The sequence below is a fragment of the Luteibacter anthropi genome, assembly GCF_023699965.1.
Taxonomy (GTDB): Bacteria; Pseudomonadota; Gammaproteobacteria; order Xanthomonadales; family Rhodanobacteraceae; genus Luteibacter; species Luteibacter anthropi.
Genome location: NZ_CP077072.1, coordinates 1,210,187 through 1,229,670 on the forward strand (window position 1 = coordinate 1,210,187; position 19,484 = coordinate 1,229,670).

The 19,484-nt window shown below is 64.1% G+C and carries 16 protein-coding genes; 12 read left to right on the forward strand and 4 right to left on the reverse strand.

The window, feature by feature from the left end; translation table 11 throughout:
* Positions 1–3: 3 nt before the first annotated feature.
* The 4 genes from KR767_RS05580 (at position 4) to KR767_RS05600 (ending at position 3,672) form a co-directional block, all read left to right on the forward strand.
* The gene (locus KR767_RS05580) at positions 4–837 is read left to right on the forward strand and encodes a carbohydrate ABC transporter permease (protein ID WP_250878402.1); all 834 of its coding nucleotides are present in this window, start codon (positions 4–6) and stop codon (positions 835–837) included.
* A 10-nt stretch (positions 838–847) separates the two neighbouring features.
* Positions 848–1,921, forward strand: coding sequence for an ABC transporter ATP-binding protein (locus KR767_RS05585; RefSeq protein WP_166950331.1), 1,074 nt, complete (start codon positions 848–850; stop codon positions 1,919–1,921).
* Between the two features lie 9 nt (positions 1,922–1,930).
* Positions 1,931–3,418, forward strand: coding sequence for a mannitol dehydrogenase family protein (locus KR767_RS05595; RefSeq protein WP_250878403.1), 1,488 nt, complete (start codon positions 1,931–1,933; stop codon positions 3,416–3,418).
* A gap of 95 nt (positions 3,419–3,513) precedes the next feature.
* Positions 3,514–3,672 (forward strand): hypothetical protein, encoded by a 159-nt coding sequence (locus KR767_RS05600; RefSeq protein WP_250878404.1) that lies wholly within the window; start codon positions 3,514–3,516, stop codon positions 3,670–3,672.
* 11 nt (positions 3,673–3,683) lie between these two features.
* Here the strand turns inward: KR767_RS05600 and KR767_RS05605 are convergent, their stop codons facing one another.
* Together KR767_RS05605 and KR767_RS05610 are read right to left on the reverse strand one after the other, a co-directional pair.
* The gene (locus KR767_RS05605) at positions 3,684–5,918 is read right to left on the reverse strand and encodes a YfhO family protein (RefSeq protein WP_250878405.1); all 2,235 of its coding nucleotides are present in this window, start codon (positions 5,916–5,918) and stop codon (positions 3,684–3,686) included.
* Between the two features lie 84 nt (positions 5,919–6,002).
* Positions 6,003–8,219 carry a YfhO family protein gene (locus KR767_RS05610; RefSeq protein WP_250878406.1) on the reverse strand — a complete coding sequence of 739 codons (2,217 nt, stop codon included), beginning with the start codon at positions 8,217–8,219 and terminating at the stop codon, positions 6,003–6,005.
* A 168-nt stretch (positions 8,220–8,387) separates the two neighbouring features.
* Between KR767_RS05610 and ubiA the strand changes: the two genes are divergently transcribed.
* The 3 genes from ubiA to KR767_RS05625 all read left to right on the forward strand — a co-directional run bounded on the left by ubiA (position 8,388) and on the right by KR767_RS05625 (position 13,480).
* Positions 8,388–9,314, forward strand: coding sequence for a 4-hydroxybenzoate octaprenyltransferase (gene ubiA, locus KR767_RS05615; protein WP_250879126.1), 927 nt, complete (start codon positions 8,388–8,390; stop codon positions 9,312–9,314).
* 183 nt (positions 9,315–9,497) lie between these two features.
* Positions 9,498–11,987, forward strand: a complete 2,490-nt coding sequence (locus tag KR767_RS05620; RefSeq protein WP_250878407.1) for a TonB-dependent receptor — start codon at positions 9,498–9,500, stop codon at positions 11,985–11,987.
* An 11-nt stretch (positions 11,988–11,998) separates the two neighbouring features.
* Positions 11,999–13,480 carry a CehA/McbA family metallohydrolase gene (locus KR767_RS05625; RefSeq protein ID WP_250878408.1) on the forward strand — a complete coding sequence of 494 codons (1,482 nt, stop codon included), beginning with the start codon at positions 11,999–12,001 and terminating at the stop codon, positions 13,478–13,480.
* A 106-nt stretch (positions 13,481–13,586) separates the two neighbouring features.
* Here the strand turns inward: KR767_RS05625 and KR767_RS05630 are convergent, their stop codons facing one another.
* Positions 13,587–14,297 (reverse strand): ComF family protein, encoded by a 711-nt coding sequence (locus tag KR767_RS05630; RefSeq protein ID WP_250878409.1) that lies wholly within the window; start codon positions 14,295–14,297, stop codon positions 13,587–13,589.
* 12 nt (positions 14,298–14,309) lie between these two features.
* Positions 14,310–14,516 carry a hypothetical protein gene (locus KR767_RS05635; RefSeq protein ID WP_166950345.1) on the reverse strand — a complete coding sequence of 69 codons (207 nt, stop codon included), beginning with the start codon at positions 14,514–14,516 and terminating at the stop codon, positions 14,310–14,312.
* A 253-nt stretch (positions 14,517–14,769) separates the two neighbouring features.
* Between KR767_RS05635 and bioB the strand changes: the two genes are divergently transcribed.
* From bioB to bioC, 5 genes are read left to right on the forward strand one after another with little or no spacing between them, the layout of a single operon-like run.
* Positions 14,770–15,777: a biotin synthase BioB gene (gene bioB, locus KR767_RS05640; RefSeq protein ID WP_250878410.1), complete on the forward strand. Its 1,008-nt coding sequence runs from the start codon at positions 14,770–14,772 to the stop codon at positions 15,775–15,777.
* Positions 15,774–16,988, forward strand: a complete 1,215-nt coding sequence (locus KR767_RS05645; RefSeq protein ID WP_250878411.1) for an aminotransferase class I/II-fold pyridoxal phosphate-dependent enzyme — start codon at positions 15,774–15,776, stop codon at positions 16,986–16,988. Before bioB ends, KR767_RS05645 begins: the two co-directional genes overlap by 4 nt.
* Before the next feature lie 22 nt (positions 16,989–17,010).
* Positions 17,011–17,754, forward strand: a complete 744-nt coding sequence (locus tag KR767_RS05650; RefSeq protein WP_345779893.1) for a sulfurtransferase — start codon at positions 17,011–17,013, stop codon at positions 17,752–17,754.
* Positions 17,751–18,524, forward strand: coding sequence for a pimeloyl-ACP methyl ester esterase BioH (bioH, locus tag KR767_RS05655; RefSeq protein ID WP_250878412.1), 774 nt, complete (start codon positions 17,751–17,753; stop codon positions 18,522–18,524). Before KR767_RS05650 ends, bioH begins: the two co-directional genes overlap by 4 nt.
* A complete protein-coding gene (gene bioC / locus KR767_RS05660; protein ID WP_250878413.1) occupies positions 18,521–19,411 on the forward strand; it encodes a malonyl-ACP O-methyltransferase BioC in 891 nt (296 codons plus the stop codon). The genes bioH and bioC overlap by 4 nt, the downstream gene beginning before the upstream one ends.
* Positions 19,412–19,484: the final 73 nt, after the last annotated feature.

A 19,484-nucleotide genomic window follows, 5' to 3' on the forward strand; every position in this document is an offset into this window, starting at 1 on the left:
GACATGGCCCATAACCGACCCAAGCGCCGCCTCGCCCGCACACTGCGCGCCATTGCCTCGTGGCTCGTGGCGCTGGTGGTGTTCTTTCCGATCCTCTGGATGCTCGCCACCAGCTTCAAGAGCGAGCTGGAAGCCTTCAGCATGCCGCCGCACTTCGTGTTTTCCCCGACACTGGAGAACTACCGCGAGATCCTGTCGCGGGCGAACTACCTGCATTACGCATGGAACTCCATCGTGACGGCCGGTGGCGCCACCCTGCTCGGCATGGCGGTGGCCGTGCCGGCGGCGTATGCCTTCGCCTATCACCCCACGAAACGCACCAAAGACGTATTGCTGTGGATGCTGTCGACCAAGATGCTCCCCGGCGTGGGTGTGCTGGTGCCGATCTACCTGATCTGCCGCGACCTCGACATGCTCGACTCCCGGCTGGCCCTGGTGATCATCTTTGCGCTGATCAACCTGCCGATCATGGTCTGGATGATCTACACCTATTTCCGCGACATCCCCTACGACATCCTCGAAGCGGCACGGATGGACGGTGCAGGCACCTGGCAGACGATGTTCCGCGTGCTGATTCCCGTCAGTCGTGGCGGCCTTGCCTCCACCGCCCTGCTTTGCCTCATTCTCTCGTGGAACGAGGCCTTCTGGTCGCTCAACCTCACCACCTCCAGCGCCGCCCCCCTTACCGCGCTCGTGGCTTCGTTCTCCAGCCCCGAGGGGCTGTTCTGGGCCAAGCTTTCGGCCGTGTCGACACTCGCCTGCGCACCCATCCTGGTGCTGGGCTGGCTGTCGCAGCGCCAGTTGGTCCGTGGTCTCACCTTCGGCGCAGTCAAATAGGAGCCGCCTCATGTCCCGCCTGGAAATCCGTTCGCTGCGCAAATCGTTCGAGGGTACCGATGTCATCAAGGGCATCGACCTGGTGGTAGAGGATCGCGAGTTCTGTGTTTTCCTCGGCCCATCGGGCTGTGGCAAGTCCACTACGCTGCGCCTGATCGCCGGCCTGGAGGACGTGGACGACGGCCAGATCCTTCTCGACAAGGACGACATCACCGATCGCCCCGTGGACAAGCGTGACCTGGCCATGGTGTTTCAGAGTTACGCACTGTATCCGCACATGAGCGTGCGCGAGAACATGTCCTTTGCACTGAAACTGGCGCACAAGGATCAGAGCAGCATCAATGAGAAGGTGAACCGCGCGGCGAAGATCCTCGCGCTGGAGCCTTACCTGGATCGCAAGCCTTCGGCGCTGTCCGGCGGGCAGCGCCAGCGCGTGGCGATCGGACGCGCGATCACCCGCGAGCCACGCGTGTTCCTGTTCGATGAGCCCTTGTCCAATCTCGATGCCGCACTGCGCGCGCAGACGCGACTGGAAATCGCTCGCCTGCACCAGGAGCTCAACGCCACGATGATCTACGTCACCCATGACCAGATCGAGGCCATGACGCTCGCGGACAAGATCGCCATCTTCAGCGAGGGCCGCATCGAGCAGATCGGCTCGCCGATGGAACTGTACCGTCGGCCTGCCAACCGTTTCGTTGCCGGCTTTCTCGGCATGCCGCAGATGAACTTCTTCGCTGCCACCCCGGTGAATGGTGAGCTGCGACTGGGCAACGGCAACCTGCTGCACCTGCCGGTACGGATCGATGCGATGGGCGACCTTACCGTCGGCGTGCGGCCCGAGCACCTGCGTGTCTGCGAGGAAGGCGACGGCACGGGCGAAACACTCAACGGCAAGCTCGCCGTCGTGGAACGCCTCGGCAGCGAGACGTACGCCTATGTCGAAGTACCCCACGTAGGCCCGGTCACGGTGCGCGCCGACGGCGATTTCGATCGCCGCGCCGGGCGCGAGATATGTATCCGGCTCGATCTCACCCATGCCCATGTGTTCGACGCCAGCGGCGTCGCCATCCATCACCCCTGAAGAGCTGCCATGTCCGTCGCCCTCACGCCCCAGCACCTCGACCGCCTTCCCCGTGGCGTCGATGCCCCGCCCTTCGACCGTGGCGGTGTCACGGCCGGTATCGCCCATATCGGCGTCGGTGCCTTTCATCGCGCGCACCTGGCCATCTACACGAACCTGACGCTGGCCGATACCGATATGGCCGGCTGGGGCATCCTCGGTATCAACCTGCTCGACCAGGACAAACCCCTGGCTGATGCCTTGAAAGCACAGGACGGGCTGTACTCGGTCAGCGAGTTCGATCCACGCGGTGACCGGCGCACGCATGTCGTCGGTGCGATGGTGGATTACCTGCATGCACCTTCCGACGGAGCGGCCAGGGTGCTGGAACGGCTGTGCGATCCGGCGATCCGTATCGTCTCGCTGACCATTACCGAAGGTGGCTACCTCATCGACGAACACGGTACCTTCCGGCTGGACGATGCTTCTGTAGCGCACGACCTGAAGCACCCGGAGTCGCCACTGGGAGCATTCGGTTTCATCGTCGGCGCACTGGAACGTCGTCGCAGCGAAGGTACGCCTGCGTTCACCGTGATGTCCTGCGACAACCTCCGTCACAACGGGGCCCAGGCGAAGAAAGCCGTGCTGGCCTTTGCGAAGGCCCGTTCGCCCGACCTGGCCGCCTGGATCGATGCCGAGGTCGATTTTCCCAATGCCATGGTGGATAGAATCACGCCCGCCACTACGCCGGTCGTGCGCGACGAACTCAATGCCGCCACCGGCCTCGACGACCAGGCTCCCGTGATCTGCGAAGACTTCATCCAATGGGTGCTGGAAGACCGCTTCCGCCATGGTCGTCCCGCCTGGGAATGCCATGGCGTGCAGATCGTGGATGACGTGTCCCCGTATGAGGACGCCAAGATCCGCCTGCTGAACGGCTCGCACCAGATGCTGTCGTACCCCGCCTTCCTGTCCGGGCACCGGCGCGTGGACCTCGCCGTGAAGGATCCGCTGTTCAATGCCTATCTCACCGGCTTCCTCAACGACGACGCGGGTGTCTGGCTGGCGTCGCTGCCCGGCATGGAGCTGGGGGCCTACAAGAAGAAGCTGCTCGACCGGTTCAGTAACGCCTCGATCGCCGATCAGCTCGACCGCCTTTGCCTGGATGGTGGCTCGAAGATTCCGGGCTTCCTCGGACCGACGATCAAGGCCTGCCTGGAAAACGACAAGGATGCCCGCCGCGTTGCCTTCCTGCTGGCCGCCTACGATCGCTATGTCCGCGTCGGAAAGGACGACAACGGTGAGTCGTATCCGCTGCGCGAACCCAATGCCATGCGCCTGGTGCAACCACTGATCGACAGCAATTCGAAAGACACCCTTATCGAAAGCATCGAACTGGTTGGCCCGCTGGCGGCGAAAGACACGCGATTCCGCCAGCAATACGATATTTATGTCGATGCCATGCATCGCCAGGGCGTGCGCCGCACCCTGGAACAGCTGGATAGCCTCGTCGATTGAAAAGAAGCCTCACCCACGCTACACGGAGCGTTTCCGGAAGCTTCACCGGGACGCTCCCAGCATAGGGTCGTCATCGCATCGAACGGGAGCACCTCATGCCTTACACTCCGACCAACCCACAGCCGCCCTTTGCCGAACCCGGCAAGAATCGTCCCGAGGATGAGATCCGCAAGCCTGGCAGCTACAAGCCGGAGCGCGATGCCGACCCGGAGCCACCGGAAAACGACGATCCGATTGAACCGGCCCGTCCTTGAGGAATGCGCCATCAGGCCGGGCTGGCTTGATGGCGGTCGTTGCGATTTCGCCAGGCATGCATCAGCAGATGCCAGGGACTGAAGCGGAAAACCACGCGATGTTCCCCTGCGGGCAGGCATACAGCCCGGAACATGCCGTTGGCCCGGTGGATGGGCAACGGGGTGTCGTCCAGCTCGGCCAGCCATCCCGGGTGGTCGAGTTCGCCCAGGGCAAGCCAGCCGGGCGATGTTGCCGAGCTGGTCAACTGCATTCGCGTATGCGTCGAGGAAATATCTCGCACGGTGACGACACCACGGCAGGTCTGGGCAATACCGCTTACCTGCGTCGCATCTTCTTCGTCGCGTGGGGTGATCCACATCGTCTGGGCGAAGTTGGTACGTGCGAACTCGTCGGGGGCGGGTTTTTCCCCGACATTCAGCAAGCGCAGGGCGCGAGGATTGAGTATCCGTGGATAGGCGCGTTCGTTGCGCCAGATATCGACGTCACGAAAACGGCCGGCCGGAACGTAGTCCGGCGGAGGACTTACCGGAGCCAGATCAGCGCGGTGTCCGATGACGAGATAACGCACTCCCAGCAGGTCGTCGAGACGGTTTTCCGGCAACGCATTGTATGGCGAGGTCACCGTGGGCACGGCGCTGCTTTCCCGTGGCGAGTACCAGGCCTCGTATAACGCGTAACGCAGTGGGTTGTATCCCTGCGTGGATGAAATGCCAAGCAGCATGCCCGTGTTATCCCAGGGCACGTGTGTGTTCTGAGTGGCCATCCTCTCTGCAGGGCCGCCATGACTACCGGCCAAGGCATGCTTCAGAAACTGCGATGCGGGGTTCGCAACGAAACGTGCAGCGCCGTTTCCGGCCGAGTTGAATGTGCCATTGAAACCAAAACTACGGTAATCGGCAAAAAGAACCACTGCCAGCCAGAGAACGGTCTGCCATTGGCTTGCCTGCCTGCGAAGGAACCATAACGCGACCATGGCGACGATGACGGCCAGGAACGGCCTGCCGTATTTGTCGTGCATCGATATCGCGACAAGACACAACCACGTGGCCGCGATCGCGAGCAAGACGATGACCTCGCGTCGCGAGCGCAAGTCGATCCGGCTTGCCCCGAGGCCTGCAAGAAAGGCCAGCGCGAAATTCATCACATAGGCCGCATCCGACGGACGTCGGAAATGCACCAACCCTGGCATCCACGTATATAACCATCCATAGAGGGGCATATTCGTCCCCACCATGTACAGGGTCGACAGAAGCGCAAGAAGCCCGAAACAGGTGATGGATCGGCGGTATTCACCGGATCGCCATGCACGCGAAAGTCCCCATAGGGACAGGAGCGGTATCACGCCAATGTAGAGGAATGAGCCCATCGCATCGAACGACGCGCTGTCGAAATCGCTCAGCCCTGCGAAAGCATTCGGATGGAAAAGCATGAGCGCCGCGTGCAGATCGAGCGACCCCGCATCGGCCGCGGACAGAGCCAGTTCGGTCCGGTTGGAAAGGCTGAGGGTAGCCCAGCTGAGAAGCAGTTGTGGCAGCCCCAGCACCAGTGCGGCCCATGCGGCACACAGCAGGCCGGCGACGAACATGCGACGCCAGGCGACATTCCGCTGCGGCCAGTAGCGAGCCACGGCCACGCAACCATAGGCGGCAATCACCAGCACGAAGAGATAAGTTACCTGCACAAGCTGCGTCACCATGGCGCCCGCCGCGAGGCCGAGCAGTAACCCCCTGCCAGGAGTCGGCCGGGCCAGGAGGTGACGCAGTGCCAGAAGCACCACTGGAACATACGCATAAGCGATGATGATCGGCGTGTGCTGGAGCCGTGACCCCGCCACGCCACCGGCCATGAAGACCACCGCACCAACCAATGCGCCGAAGCCGTTGGCACCATGGCGGCGCATCAGTTGCAGCATCGCGGCCCCGCCCATCAGCGTATGCAGCAACACACCCCAGGCGAACCAGTTGGCTCCCGGATCCGCGGGCAAAAGCATCCATGCCATGAGCAACGGAGAAAAGAGCATGCCCTGGGGATCGCCTATCTGCGCATAGCCTCCGTAGATATATGGATTCCACCACGGTGCCACGCCAGAACGCAGGCTATGGGCGTTGAAGTAGACCGTGGGATAGAACTGGTCCAGTGCGTCCCACGGCAGCACACGGCCGCCCAGAAGTATGCTGGCATTGAGCAATAGCCAGATGCCTGCAAGGAGGAAAAGAAGGCGGCGGGTGGAAAGGGTGTCCGGCATGAAAGGCGTGCGTCCGTTGCGCGAGATAGATGCAGATGTCGCGATCGATCGGGTCGAGTGCCCGACCCGGTGTCGTTACATGAATTAGCGATTCGCCATGGCGTGGCTGACCATGCGCCACGGGCTGAAGGCGAACGTCAGGCGGTGCTGTCCCTCGGGAACACATACGGCACGGAACATGCCATTGGCGCGATGGATCGGCACCTGTTCGCCGTCGAGCCGCGCCTCCCAGCCGGGATGATCGAGTTCACCCGCCACGACCCAGCCGGGCGAGTTCGCCTCGGTCCGTAGCTCGGTGCGCGTCGGCGTGCCACTTATCGCCTTGATCTGCACGGCGCCCGTGCAACGGGAAACCGAAGTGCGGGCCGTTGCCTGGTCGGTTTCATCGCGCGGTGTCAGCCAGAACACTGTGTTGAAATCCGTACGCGTGAATTCCGCCGGATCCACCGGTTCGTTCAGGCCGACCAGGCGAGCCTGGGTCGGATTCATGAAACGTGGATAAGCCGAATCGTTGCGCCACAGCACGATATCGTCGAATTCGCCTACTTTCCGATAGTCGGGTGGCGCCTCGACCGGAGCGCCGGGCATGCCACCTATCGCGAGATAGCGCACGCCCAGAAGATCGTCCATGCGTCGTTCGGGCATGTCATTGTAGAGCGACGGTGACCCGGCGGTCATCGCGTTCTCCCGTGCCGGATACCACGTTTCATACAGTGCATGCCGGAGGGGGTTGTAACCCTGCGTGGATGCGATGCCCGTGAGCATGCCGCCGTTGTCCCAGATGGGCGCGATCTTCTCCGTGGCGATTCTTTCCCCTTGCAGCGGGCCGGATGTATCCAGGGCCTGCTTCAGGTAGTGCACGGCAGGATCAGAGAGGTAACGAGCGGTCTCGTTGCTGGATACATTGAAACGGCCGTTGAAATTGAAACTGCGGTAGTCGGCCACGACCAGGAGCATCAGCCACAGGGTGGCGCGCCACGGCATGTCCGCATGGCGCATGTTCCAGACCACCAGCATGGCGACGAGGATCGCCACGATCTGGCCCGTGCGCACGTGCCCCATCGCAACGAGACTTGCCACGAGCCAGGCACTGGCCAGCGATGCAAGGATCAGTCGCTCTTTCCGCGAGGCCAGGTCGATGTGGCTTGCGCCTACGGCAGCGAGAAACGCCAGGGCGATGTTGAATACATAGGCGCCATCCGAGGGTCTGCGGAAATGCACAAGGCCAGGCAGCCAGGTGTAGAGCCAGCCATACAAAGGCGTATGGGTGCCGAGCATGTACAGGGCGCCCGCAAGGGCCAGCATGCTGAAACACGCGATCGTCCGTCGGTTCTGTCCACGATGCCATGCACGCGCCACGAAACCGAGGGCAAGCAGCGGCAGCGTTCCGATGTAGAGGAACGATTGCACTGGATCGATCGGTGCATCGAGCAGATTGCGCAGGCCGTCGAATGCGTTGGGATAGAACAGGAACAGGAACGACCTGAGGTCGAGCGACCCCGGTGCCGCCACGGACAAGGGCATCATGCTGCGATTGGAAAGGCCCATGGCTGCCCAGCTGAAAAGCAGCTGGGGAAGCCCGCATGCCACCGCAACGAGCAGGGCAACCGCTCCACCACCGAGGAAACGCATGCGCTGCTGCGAATCGTAACTACGCCAGTAGCGTATGGCCGCGACACAGGCATACGCCACAAGCATGAGCACGAACAGGTAGGTGGCCTGCACGAGGTGGACCACCAGCGCACCGGCAGCCAGTCCGAGCAGCGCGCCCCGGAGCGCACCGGGCCGCGATAGAAAATATCGCAAGGCCAGCAACACCACGGGAACATAGGCGTACGCAATGACGATCGATATATGTTCCAGCCTTGATGCCGCCACACCGCCACCCATGAAAACGGTGGCACCCACCAGCGCGCCCAGGGCATTCGCTCCATGGCGGCGAAGCACCTCGAGCATGGCCGCACCAGCCATGAGCATGTGCAGCAGGACACCCCAGCAGAACCATACGGCGCCAGGCTGGGCAGGCAGCAGCATCCATGTCATCAGCAAGGGAGAGAACAGCATCCCCTGCGGATCGCCGATCTGCGCGTAACCACTGTAGATATAAGGATTCCACCACGGAGCCAGCCCCGAACGCAGGCTATGTGCATTGAAATACACCGTGGGATAGAACTCGTTGATGGCATCCCAGGGGAGCACACGCCCCCCTTTGAGCACAACGAAGTTCAGCACGAGCCAGATAGCGCACAGCACCAGGAACTGGCGGCGATAGGGGATAGGATCCTGATGCACGGCGTCCATGGTCGTTCGCGGCGGAGCGCAGGATTGTACTCAATAACTTGCGAGGCAGACCTTTGGCGCCAACGGCCAACCGGATAGACTTCGCCCATGAGTCCCGCCCCCAAGAAACCCGCGCCGCGTCGCAAGGCGGCACCTTCCGCCCGCAAGACCGCCACTGCGGCGCCCGCCATGCGGCCGGCCGATGCCTCCACGCGTGCCGAGCGCGTGCTCGCATTCCTGTTGCGTGGCATGGCCCCGGGGCGACGTGACAAGCTGTACGCCTACCTGCAGCTGACCCGCATGGATCGCCCCATCGGCGCATTGCTGCTGTTATGGCCAACCTGGTGGGCGTTGTGGCTGGCCGCGAAAGATTTTCCGCCAGTCGGCCCCCTCGTCATCTTCACCCTGGGTGTTTTTGCGATGCGCGCCGCCGGCTGCGCGATCAACGACTACGCCGACCGCAAGCTCGACCCCCTCGTCGCCCGCACCGCCGGCCGCCCTATCGCCAGCGGCCGGGTCACGCCGCGCGAGGCGCTTTACGTGTTCGCCGGCCTGCTGGTGTTCGCCTTCATGCTGGTGCTGTTCACCAACCAGCTGACCATCCTGCTGTCGTTCGCCGGTGCTGCGCTGGCGGCAGCCTACCCGTTTACCAAGCGCTATACCCATCTGCCCCAGGTAGTGCTGGGAGCTGCTTTCGGCTGGTCCATTCCCATGGCCTTTGCCGCCGTCAGCAACAACGTGCCGCCCGTGGCGTGGCTGCTGTTCATCGCCAACATCATCTGGTCGGTGGTGTACGACACCGAATACGCCATGGTGGACCGCGACGACGACATCAGGGCGGGTGCCAAGTCCACCGCGATCCTCTTCGCCGACGCCGATCTCGTCATCATCGGCATCCTCATGGCAACCTTCCTGCTTGCCATGCTGCTGGTCGGTACCCGCTCGGGCCTGGGCTGGCCGTACTGGATCGGGCTTTGCGCCACCGCCGGCCTGTTCGGCTACCAGCAATGGATCATGCGCGAGCGTGCGCGGGATGCCTGCCTGACGGCCTTCCGCCACAACAACTGGGTGGGGCTCGCGCTATGGGTGGGCATCGTGCTCGCCCTGGCGCTGTGACTGTCATCGTCCAGACAGACAACGGCGCCCACTGAAACCGCACGGAAACGCGGACTGAAACATCCGGTCATGGCAGGGGCGTAAGTTTCTGCGGATCGCGTGCCCAGGGAGAGGCCGCGGGCACGGTCAGGAGCCGGGCCCCGGGGTGGGTACGCATCGCCCCATCCCGGAGTTCCCCACCCCATGCGCAAGACCCAGCTCAGTCGCGCCCTCGGCGCGGCGCTATGCGGCGTGTTCGCCATTTCCGCCCTGCATGCCCAGGACACCTCGCCGGAGCGCAAGACCACCGCGCTTGACAACGTGGTGGTGACCGCCCGGTCGGGCGTCGAGAACCGCACGAAGGCGGAAACCAGCTATTCCATCACCACCATCGACGAGGATCGTCTGCGCATGCAGGCGCCCACCAGCGTGACCGAGGCGGTGAAGTCCGTGCCGGGTTTCTGGGTGGAATCCTCCGGTGGCGAGGCCTCGGGCAACATCCGTGCACGCGGCATCCCGGTGGACGGCTATGGATCGGTCACATTGCTGGAAGACGGCATCCCCGTGCAGCACGATCCCGCGCTGGGTTATCTCAATGCCGATCAGGCCTTTCGTCTGGATGAGACGATCGAGCGTGTCGAAGTGGTCCGTGGCGGCCCTTCCTCCATCTTTTATTCCAATGCCCCGGCCGGCGCCATCAACTTCATTCCACGCAAGGTAGGCGATACCGCCGAAGGCCTGGTGAAGTACACGGTGGGCAATTATTCGTTGAACCGGCTGGACTTCTGGTATGGCACGCCCGTCGGCAACGGCTGGAAGCTCGCCGCAGGGGGCTTCTGGCGTGTGGACGACGGCATCCGGCGCCCGCAGTTCCACGCCGACGATGGGGGTCAGTTGCGCGCCACCCTGTCGAAAGACCTGGAACATGGCAGCCTGAGCTTCGACGTGAAGCACATGGACGACAAGGTAGCGCTGTATCTCGGCATACCGATGCATACCACGGCGAACGGCGACATCCGTGCCGTGTCCGGCTTCAACGGCAATTACGGAACGCTGGCAGGCCCCGAGACGCAGCATGTGAGCATGCGGCAAGGCAACGGTGGCCTGTACGACTTCGACAACACCGAAGGAACCCACGTCAAGCGCACCCAGGTCACCTTCAAATTCGACCACGACCTGGGTGACGACTGGAAGCTTGCCGAGTCGATGCGCTACAGCACCACCGACACACAGCGTAACGGTGTGTTTCCCAATGCCCTGCAAAGTGCGTCGTCATTGCTGGCACAGGACACCGCCAAGCGCCTGTCCAGCGTTCCTGGCGCCACGAAACTCCAGCTGCGGTATGTGGACAACCCTTCGCAGGTCTACGACGTCGCCAACCAGAACGGGAACGGGCTGGTGGTCACTGCCGGCCTGCGTGGCGTGACCATGCCGCTGGACGAATTCATCAACGATACGCGCGTGCTGCGCAAGTTCGAGTTCGGCGAGCAGAGCCATGACGTCACGCTGGGCTATTACCACGCCAGCTTCCAGCAACGCTTCGACCGATACTCCTCCACCGTGCTCACCGATGTACGCGACAACGGCCGCCTGCTCGACCTGGTGGGCGTGGATGCACGCGGCAACGTGGTCGGCTCGCTGACCGACCATGGCGTGTACCGCTACGGTTACGAGTGGGAACACGCCAGCGGCAAGTCGGCGACCAACGCCTTCTACATCTCGGACGAATGGCAGGTGACGCCCGACCTGCGCATCGATGGAGGGGTGCGCTGGGAGAAGGTGAACGTGCAGGGCTATACCGAAGGCAAGAACACCGTGAATCTGGGTGGCTCGCCCGCCGCGGCGACGGTGCTTACCGGCAATGGCAAGTACACCCATTACGATCAGTCCTTCGACAAAACCGGCTGGACCCTGGGTGCGAACTGGCAGTTCTCTCCCCGGCAGGGCCTGTTCGCCCGCTGGACGTCCGCTTTCCGCCTGCCGAACCTGAGTACCTATATCACCAATCCCACGGCCGTTCCCGTACTCCAGACGATGGACCTGGCCGAGGCCGGCTGGAAGTACAGCGACCGCCTGATGGACCTGTATGCCACGGCGTTCTACACCAAGTACAACAACGTGGGTTTTACCAACAACGTCTTCGACCGTAACGGCAACACGTCCACGCCGCAGACCGGCTACGCGGATACCAAGACGTACGGCCTGGAGCTGGAAGGCACCGTCTACCCCACGAAATGGTTCGACGTGCAGTTCAATGCCACGTTGCAGGAACCGAAGTACAAGGGCCTTCGTTATATCGACGTCGTGAGCAATGCGCCCGTGCTGCGCGACTACGACGACAACCAGCTGATCCGCGTGCCGAAGGTGAGCTATCGGATCGTGCCAGGCGTGAACCTGCTCGATGGCCGTCTTCGCTTGCAGGTTTCCTATGAATACGAAGGCAAGCGCTACGTGGACACGGCCAACTCGGTGATCCTGCCGTCGTATCACGTGTGGGGCGCCAGCGCGCGGTTCGAGGCCACGCAAAACCTGTCGCTGTTTCTCTACGCGGACAACCTGACCAATTCGCTGGGCCTGACCGAGGGCAACCCGCGCGCGGGTGAGCTGGCCAGCGCGGATGCCGGTGCCAATACCTTCATCGCGCGTCCCCTGCTGGGGCGTTCCTTCCGTGCTGCCGCGATGTACCGTTTCTGATGCGCGCGCTCATGGCTCTCATCCTTGCCCTCGCCTGCCTGACCGCCACGGCCGGGCGTGCGCCTGATGTCGTTCTTCGCGGCGAGCTGACCGGCAAGGACCAGCACACGTATCGCGAACTGCCCTTTGACGTGCCACCCGGCACGACGCGGATCACGGTCGATTTCGACTACACGGGGCGCGAGCAGCACACCGCCGTGGACGTGGGCCTGCTGGGACCGGATGGCTTCGCCGCGCCACAGGGTTTTCGTGGCTGGAGCGGCGGCAGCAAGCGCCGCTTCACGGTATCGGCCACGGATGCCACGGCATCGTTCCTGCCGGGAGAGATCAAGCCCGGCCGCTGGCGCGTATTGCTGGGTATTCCCAATATCCGCCCCGCGTCGACCGCTACGTTTACCGCGCAGGTATGGCTTTCGAAAGAGGACGAGGGTTTTGGTCCCGAGCATGGATTGAGTGAATCGCTGGATCAACGCGAACGCTGGTATCGCGGCGATCTCCACATGCATTCGGCGCACAGCGACGGTGGTTGCCTCAACCTCGCTGGCACCCGCAAGGTGCCTTGCCCGCTGTTTCTGACCATGGCCAATGCCGCGAAGCGCGGGCTCGATTTCATCGCCGTTTCCGAACACAACACCATGTCTCAGGTGTCAGAAATGCGGGAGCTTCAGGACTATGTTGCGCCCATGCTGCTGATTCCCGCGCGGGAGATCACCACGTTCGAAGGTCACGCCAATCTCTACGGCGTGGCGCGGCCGCTGGACTTCCGCCTGGATGGAACCACCGTGCCTGACTGGAATGCCTTGCTGGCCGATGTCGCAAGGGCGCAAGGCCTTATCTCCCTCAACCACCCTATGCGGCCGAACGACGAGACCTGCATGGGATGTGGCTTCAAGCCCGCCAGGCCGGTGGACATGCGCGGGTTCCAGGCCATCGAAGCGGTGAACGGCCGTGACGTGGGGCGCAAGGACAGCGGCATTCCGTTCTGGGAACGGCAGCTCAATACGGGGCTGCGTATCACTGCCATCGGTGGCAGCGACAGCCACGATGGTTCCGATGCGCCACGGGATGCCATGGCCGGAACGATCGGCACGCCAACGACGGTGGTACATGCACGTGAGCTGTCGATGGATGGCATCCTCGATGGGATTCGCGCCGGGCATGTGTTCATCGATATCGAGGGAAGCAGGGACCGTGCGATGGATGTCGTGGCATCGGCGGGAAAAAAGCACGCGGGCATGGGGGATGCGTTGATGCTGGCCCGTGGTGAGCAGGTGAGCGTCGAGGTGCGGACGGTGGCGCTTGAAGGACAGCATATCGTCGTCACCATCGACGGCAAGCGGCTGGATCTTCACGGGCGTGACGTCCTGCCCGCGACGGGGGTGCAGTCATTTACCTGGGCGGGTGATGGCAGGATGCACTGGATGCGCGTGGACGTAGCGGGTCGCGATGGGCGGTTGCTTGTGCTGGGTAACCCCGTCTACCTGAATCACTAACGCAAGCCCCTTGTAGGAGCGCGCCTTGCGCGCGACCGGTGCGGAGCCATTGGCGTCATGCTTCGTACCGGTCGCGCGCGAGGCGCGCTCCTACAGAAGAATATGGCTAGCCTAGGCCTGTGCGTGCGAGTGCCCAGACGTCCACGCGTTTCGCTCCCGATGCACGCAATGCTTCCACGCACGCGGACAGTGTCGCGCCCGTGGTCATGACGTCGTCGACCACGGCGACATGTTCCACCGTCAGGCGATTGCCCGGCGCGAAGGCGCCGTGTACGTTGCGTGCCCTTGCCGTGGCATCGAGATCGCTTTGCGCATCGGTGGCGCGCTGCCTGCGCAGGACATCGGCCAGGATGGGAATACCGTGACGCCGTGCGAGCGGACGAACCAGCTCCAGCGCCTGGTTGAATCCGCGTGACCGCAGCCGGGACACGTGCAGCGGCACGGGTACGATGGCTTGCGGCATGGCGGGAGGGTCACCGCAACGCAGCCAGCATTGGGACAGCGTGCGGCCGGCCGCGAGGCTGCCGCCGAACTTGAAGCGGCTTTCGAGCCGGTCCACGGGGAGGGCGTAGCGCAGCGGCACCCAGATGTCGTCCCAGGGGCGCGAATGCTGCTGGCAGCCGCCGCACAAGGCGACGGCTCTCACCATCGGCAGGGCGCAGCGCCCGCAGTGCACACCGTTATGCGGTAGCGACGCCAGGCAACCTTGGCACAGCTCGATGCCCTGATGCCCCTCGTCACCGCAGACCATGCAGCGCGGCGGCAGGACGAAACGCCCCGCCGCCGCCATGATGCGTTTCAGGATGGACGCGTCCATGCGTCACGGCACTCAGTCGCCGCGCCGGTACATGGCTGCATCGACGATCGACCACAGGTGGATGATCCACCCCAGCCAGACCACCCACAGCACCGCCGCCAGGACGAACATGATGAGAGCCTTGAACACCCGTCCCTGCACGAGCTGGCCCAGACCGGGGATGAAAAAGCTGCAGATGGCGGCAAGCACGTTGCCGGAACTGCCCTGACCTTCGCTCATGACGCTCTCCTCGTGGATGGGGATGGCTCCATCCTAAGTCAGTGCGACAGCAGGCCGGCATCGGCCATTGGTCATCGATTAAGCCTTGCATGACGAGCGTGATGGCCGGCAGTCAGGTTCGCGGATGACGTCCTCGCGAACCTGACCGACGGATGCAGCCGACGCCATGCAATGTAAACCTCAATACCTGTGCGTAGGTTGACAACAAAAATCGCCCGGTCGAGACTCCGCGCCACCACAAAGGGAGTCCCCCATGACCGCAGCCTTACGCCACGACTGGACCCTCGCCGAGGTCGAGCATCTTTTTGCCTTGCCATTCAACGACCTGCTGTTCCAGGCGCAGACCGTGCACCGGCAATACCATGACCCGAATGCCGTGCAGGTATCGACCCTGTTGTCGATCAAGACCGGCGGCTGTCCGGAGGACTGCGCCTACTGTCCGCAGGCGGCGCGCTACGCCACCGGGGTGAAGGCCGAGAAGCTGATGAGCGTGGAGGCGGTGGTCGCCCGCGCGCAGGCCGCCAAGGATGCCGGCGCCAGCCGCTTCTGCATGGGTGCCGCCTGGCGCTCGCCGAAGGATCGCGACGTGGTGAAGGTGGCCGAGATCGTGAGTGCCGTAAAGGCGCTGGGCATGCAGACCTGCGCGACGCTGGGCATGCTTACCCGCCCCCAGGCCGATACGCTGAAGTCCGCCGGACTGGATTTCTACAACCACAACATCGATACCGCGCCGGAGTTCTACGGCGAGATCATCCACACCCGCGAGATCCAGGACCGCTTCGACACGCTCGACCACGTACGTAGCGCGGGCCTGAAGACCTGCTGCGGCGGCATCGTGGGCATGGGCGAATCGCGCTCGCAGCGCAGCGCGCTGCTGATGACGCTGGCCAACCTGCCGGAGCATCCCGAGTCGGTGCCCATCAACCGTCTTGTGCGTATTCCGGGCACACCGCTCGAAAACGCCGAAGAACTCGATCCCTTCGATTTCGTGCGTAGCATCGCGGTCGCGCGCATCCTGATGCCGATGTCCGTCGTGCGCCTGTCCGCCGGTCGCGAGACGATGGATGACGCCTTGCAGGCGCTGTGCTTTGCCGCCGGTGCCGGTTCGATCTTCTACGGCGAGAAGCTGCTGGTCACGGGTAACCCGGAAGCCGAGCGTGACCGTCGCCTGTTCGCCCGCCTGGGCCTGAAGCCCATGGAAGTGGAAGCCGAGCCGGAAACCGTGCACGCCGACATCCTCGAACACGTGCACGCCGCGTGAGTCGTCCAGGCCTTCGCGCCCGCATCGAGTCGGCACGGGCCCGTCGCGAGCACGAGGGCCTGCTGCGCCGGCTGCGCACGGCCGACGCATTGCCGGGTGGTCGTCGCCTCGTCGAAGGTGGCCGTGTACTCACGGATTTCTGCGGCAACGACTACCTGGGCCTCGCCAGTCATCGCGACCTGCTGGCCGCGCTGACCCGGGCGGCCAGCGCGGAAGGCGTGGGTACGGGTGCAGCCCATCTCGTATCGGGTCACCGCCGTGAACACGCGGCTCTGGAAGAAGAACTGGCCGACTGGACGGGGCGCGAACGTGCCCTGGTCTTTTCGACGGGCGTCATGGCCAATCTGGGCTGCCTGCAAGCCTTGCTGGGCGCAGGCTCGCCGGGGCGTTCCGAAGCCGTGTGCGTACAGGACAAGCTCAACCACGCCAGCCTCATCGATGGCGCGCAACTGGCCGGTGCCGAGCTGCTGCGCTATGCGCACGCCGACACGGACGCAGCCGCGCTCCGCCTCGACAGCCGCCCCGGCAAGCCGGCGCTGCTCGCCACCGACGGTGTTTTCAGCATGGATGGCGATGTAGCCCCGCTGGCCGCGCTGGCACGGCTGTGCGCCGAGCGGGAGACGCTGCTTTACGTCGACGATGCCCATGGGCTCGGCGTACTGGGGCCTGAAGGCGCAGGCAGCGTGGCGGCAGCCGGCCTGACTGCTCGCGAGGTGCCGTTGCTGATGGGCACGCTGGGCAAGGCGCTGGGCTGCGCAGGCGCCTTTATCGCAGGCGATGCCTCGCTGATCGACGCGATCATGCAGTTCGCCCGCACCTATATCTATACGACGGCGCAGCCGGCCGCGCTCGCCGCCGCCACACGGGCCGCCGTGCACCTGGCACGAACGGACCGCGAAGGTCGGCGCGAACGTCTCAACGCCCATATCGCCCGCTTCCGGGCGGGCGCCTTGCAGCTCGGCCTGCCGCTCATGCCCTCGACGACGGCCATCCAGCCGCTGCTCATGGGCAGCGCCGCCACGGCGACCGAAGCGGCGCGATCACTGGAGGCGGACGGCTTCCTCGTCGTGGCGATCCGGCCGCCCACGGTACCCCAGGACGCCTCACGACTCAGGATCACGCTGTCGGCGGCACATGCCCCGGACCGGATCGACGCCCTGCTGGACGCCCTGGGTCGCCTGCCGCGCCCCGTCGAGGCCGCCGCCGTATAATGGCCGGCCGCAGGCCCCACGCATGTCCATGTCGATCCTCAACATTTCCGCCTACAAGTTCGTCGCCCTGGACGATCTCGCGGAGTTGCGCGCGCGCATTGTCGAGCGCTGCGACGCCCTGGCCCTCAAGGGCACGATCCTGCTCGCTCCGGAAGGCATCAACCTCTTTCTCGCAGCCGATGCACCGGCGGTGCATGCCTTCATCGCATGGCTGCATGCCGACCCGCGCTTTGCCGACATCGCGCCGAAGGAGAGCTGGTCGGACGAGGTACCGTTCGGTCGCATGCGCGTGCGCCTGAAGAAGGAAATCATCACGATGCACGCAACGGCCATCCGCCCCGGGGACGGTCGTGCACCCCACGTGCTCCCCCGCGACCTGCACCGCTGGCTCGACCAGGGCCACGATGACGACGGGCGCGAGGTGGTGCTCCTGGACACGCGCAACGATTACGAAGTGGCCGCAGGCACGTTCGAGAACACCGTGGAGTACGGGCTCTCCAGTTTCACCGGTTTTCCCGGTGCCGTGGCCGCCGATCGTGAGCGCTTCGAGGGCAAGACCGTGGTGTCGTTCTGCACGGGCGGCATCCGTTGCGAGAAGGCGGCCATCCACATGCGGGAGATCGGCATCGAGAACGTGTTCCAGCTCGAAGGCGGCATCCTGAAGTATTTCGAGGAAGTCGGTGGTGCGCACTGGCGGGGCGACTGCTTCGTCTTCGACGGCCGGGGCGCCGTCGATCCGGCCCTCGCACCGAGCGGCGACGCATGAGCGACCTGTACATCGACCGCCGTGGCAACGGCCGCATCCCACTGGTCATGATCCATGGCTGGGCCATGCATGGTGGCATCCTCGGTCCGCTCTGCGACGAGCTGGACGAGCGCTTCGACATGTACGTGGTGGACCTGCCTGGCCATGGTTACTCGCGCGACTCGTCCATTGCTCTGGAGCCATCGGCCTGTGCGAAGGCCATCGCGGCGGCGACGCCACCGGCCGTCTGGCTGGGCTGGTCACTGGGCGGGCTGGTGGCGCTGACCGCCGCACTCGACGATCCCGACCATGTAAAGGCCGTGGTGCCTGTGTGTTCCACGCCCTGTTTCGTGCGCACGAACGACTGGCCGCAGGGCAACGACGCGGCGATGGTGCGCAAACTCGCCGCCGACCTGGAAGCCGATTACAAAACCACCGTGGATCGCTTCATCGCCCTGGAAGCCATGGGCAGCGAAGATCCCCGCGCCGAAACGCGGCGGCTGATGGCCGAAGCATACTCACGCGGCGAGCCCGATCCACGCGTGCTCATGGAAGGCATCCGCCTGCTCGAAAACGCCGACCTGCGCCCGCGCCTGCCTGGGCTCATGCGCCCCAGCCTGTGGATTGCCGGACGTCGCGATCGCATCGTGCATCCGGATGCCATGCGCTGGTCGGCCGAGGCATCAGGCGGCGACTTCGAAGAAATCGCCCACGCCGGGCACGCCCCTTTCATCGGACACGCCGCCGCGCTGGCGGAGGTCCTGACACGATTTGCCGAAGGCACGACATGAGCGACTTCCATTTCGACCGCAGCCAGGTCCGCCGCAACTTCGGTCGCGCGGCCGGCACCTATGAAAAGCATGACGCGCTCCAGCGCGAAGTGCAGTCCACGCTGGTCGAGCGTCTTGAGATCCACAAGGAAGAACCGGCCGTGGTACTGGACGTCGGTGCCGGCACGGGCCGTGGCAGCGCCGCGCTGAAGAAGCGTTATCCGAAGGCGCAGGTGATCGCCATCGACCTTGCACTGCCGATGCTTCGCCAGGCGAAGCAGAACGCAAGCTGGCTGAAGCCGTTCAACCGCGTGGTGGGCGATGCGTATACGTTGCCGGTGCACGACCATAGCGTCGACATCCTGTTCTCGAACTTGTGTTTCCAGTGGTGCGAAGACCTGTCTCGCTTGTTCGCCGAGTGCGTGCGCGTGCTGAAGCCCGGCGGCCTGCTGACCTTCTCCACGTTTGGTCCGGATACGCTGAAGGAACTTCGTGCCGCATGGGCTGAAGCAGACCAGCACGCGCATGTGGCCCGCTTCCTCGACATGCACGATGTCGGCGACGCCATGCTTGCCCAGGGACTGCGCGATCCGGTGCTGTTCGCCGAGCGCTATACGCTGACGTACCCGACGCCTCGCGCCCTGCTGGATGAGCTGAAGGGCCTCGGCGCCAACAACGCCGACTCGGACCGCAATCGCGGCCTTACCGGCAAGTCGCACTACCGCCGCATGCTGGATGCCTACGAAGCCATGCGCACCGACGGCACCATTCCTTCGACCTGGGAAGTGGTGACGGCCCATGCATGGGGCCCGCCAGCGGGCCAGTCACGTCGTGAAGGCGAAGGTGAAATCGCCAGTTTCCCCATCGAAAACCTGCGCGGTTCGCGACGGAAAAACCCGTTCGATTAACCTGCCACAACGTCGTTCCAGCGAACGCTGGAACCCAGCGCCCCGGTTTACCAGTAAACACCGCCACGCTGCA

Excerpts from the sequence above, each read along its gene's own strand:
- KR767_RS05580 (WP_250878402.1), top strand. The coding sequence starts at position 4 with ATGGCCCATAACCGACCCAAGCGCCGCCTCGCCCGCACACTGCGCGCC.
- KR767_RS05585 (WP_166950331.1), top strand. The coding sequence starts at position 848 with ATGTCCCGCCTGGAAATCCGTTCGCTGCGCAAATCGTTCGAGGGTACC.
- KR767_RS05595 (WP_250878403.1), top strand. The coding sequence starts at position 1,931 with ATGTCCGTCGCCCTCACGCCCCAGCACCTCGACCGCCTTCCCCGTGGC.
- KR767_RS05600 (WP_250878404.1), top strand. The coding sequence starts at position 3,514 with ATGCCTTACACTCCGACCAACCCACAGCCGCCCTTTGCCGAACCCGGC.
- KR767_RS05605 (WP_250878405.1), bottom strand. The coding sequence starts at position 5,918 with ATGCCGGACACCCTTTCCACCCGCCGCCTTCTTTTCCTCCTTGCAGGC.
- KR767_RS05610 (WP_250878406.1), bottom strand. The coding sequence starts at position 8,219 with ATGGACGCCGTGCATCAGGATCCTATCCCCTATCGCCGCCAGTTCCTG.
- ubiA (WP_250879126.1), top strand. The coding sequence starts at position 8,388 with ATGCGGCCGGCCGATGCCTCCACGCGTGCCGAGCGCGTGCTCGCATTC.
- KR767_RS05620 (WP_250878407.1), top strand. The coding sequence starts at position 9,498 with ATGCGCAAGACCCAGCTCAGTCGCGCCCTCGGCGCGGCGCTATGCGGC.
- KR767_RS05625 (WP_250878408.1), top strand. The coding sequence starts at position 11,999 with ATGGCTCTCATCCTTGCCCTCGCCTGCCTGACCGCCACGGCCGGGCGT.
- KR767_RS05630 (WP_250878409.1), bottom strand. The coding sequence starts at position 14,297 with ATGGACGCGTCCATCCTGAAACGCATCATGGCGGCGGCGGGGCGTTTC.
- KR767_RS05635 (WP_166950345.1), bottom strand. The coding sequence starts at position 14,516 with ATGAGCGAAGGTCAGGGCAGTTCCGGCAACGTGCTTGCCGCCATCTGC.
- bioB (WP_250878410.1), top strand. The coding sequence starts at position 14,770 with ATGACCGCAGCCTTACGCCACGACTGGACCCTCGCCGAGGTCGAGCAT.
- KR767_RS05650 (WP_345779893.1), top strand. The coding sequence starts at position 17,011 with ATGTCCATGTCGATCCTCAACATTTCCGCCTACAAGTTCGTCGCCCTG.
- bioH (WP_250878412.1), top strand. The coding sequence starts at position 17,751 with ATGAGCGACCTGTACATCGACCGCCGTGGCAACGGCCGCATCCCACTG.
- bioC (WP_250878413.1), top strand. The coding sequence starts at position 18,521 with ATGAGCGACTTCCATTTCGACCGCAGCCAGGTCCGCCGCAACTTCGGT.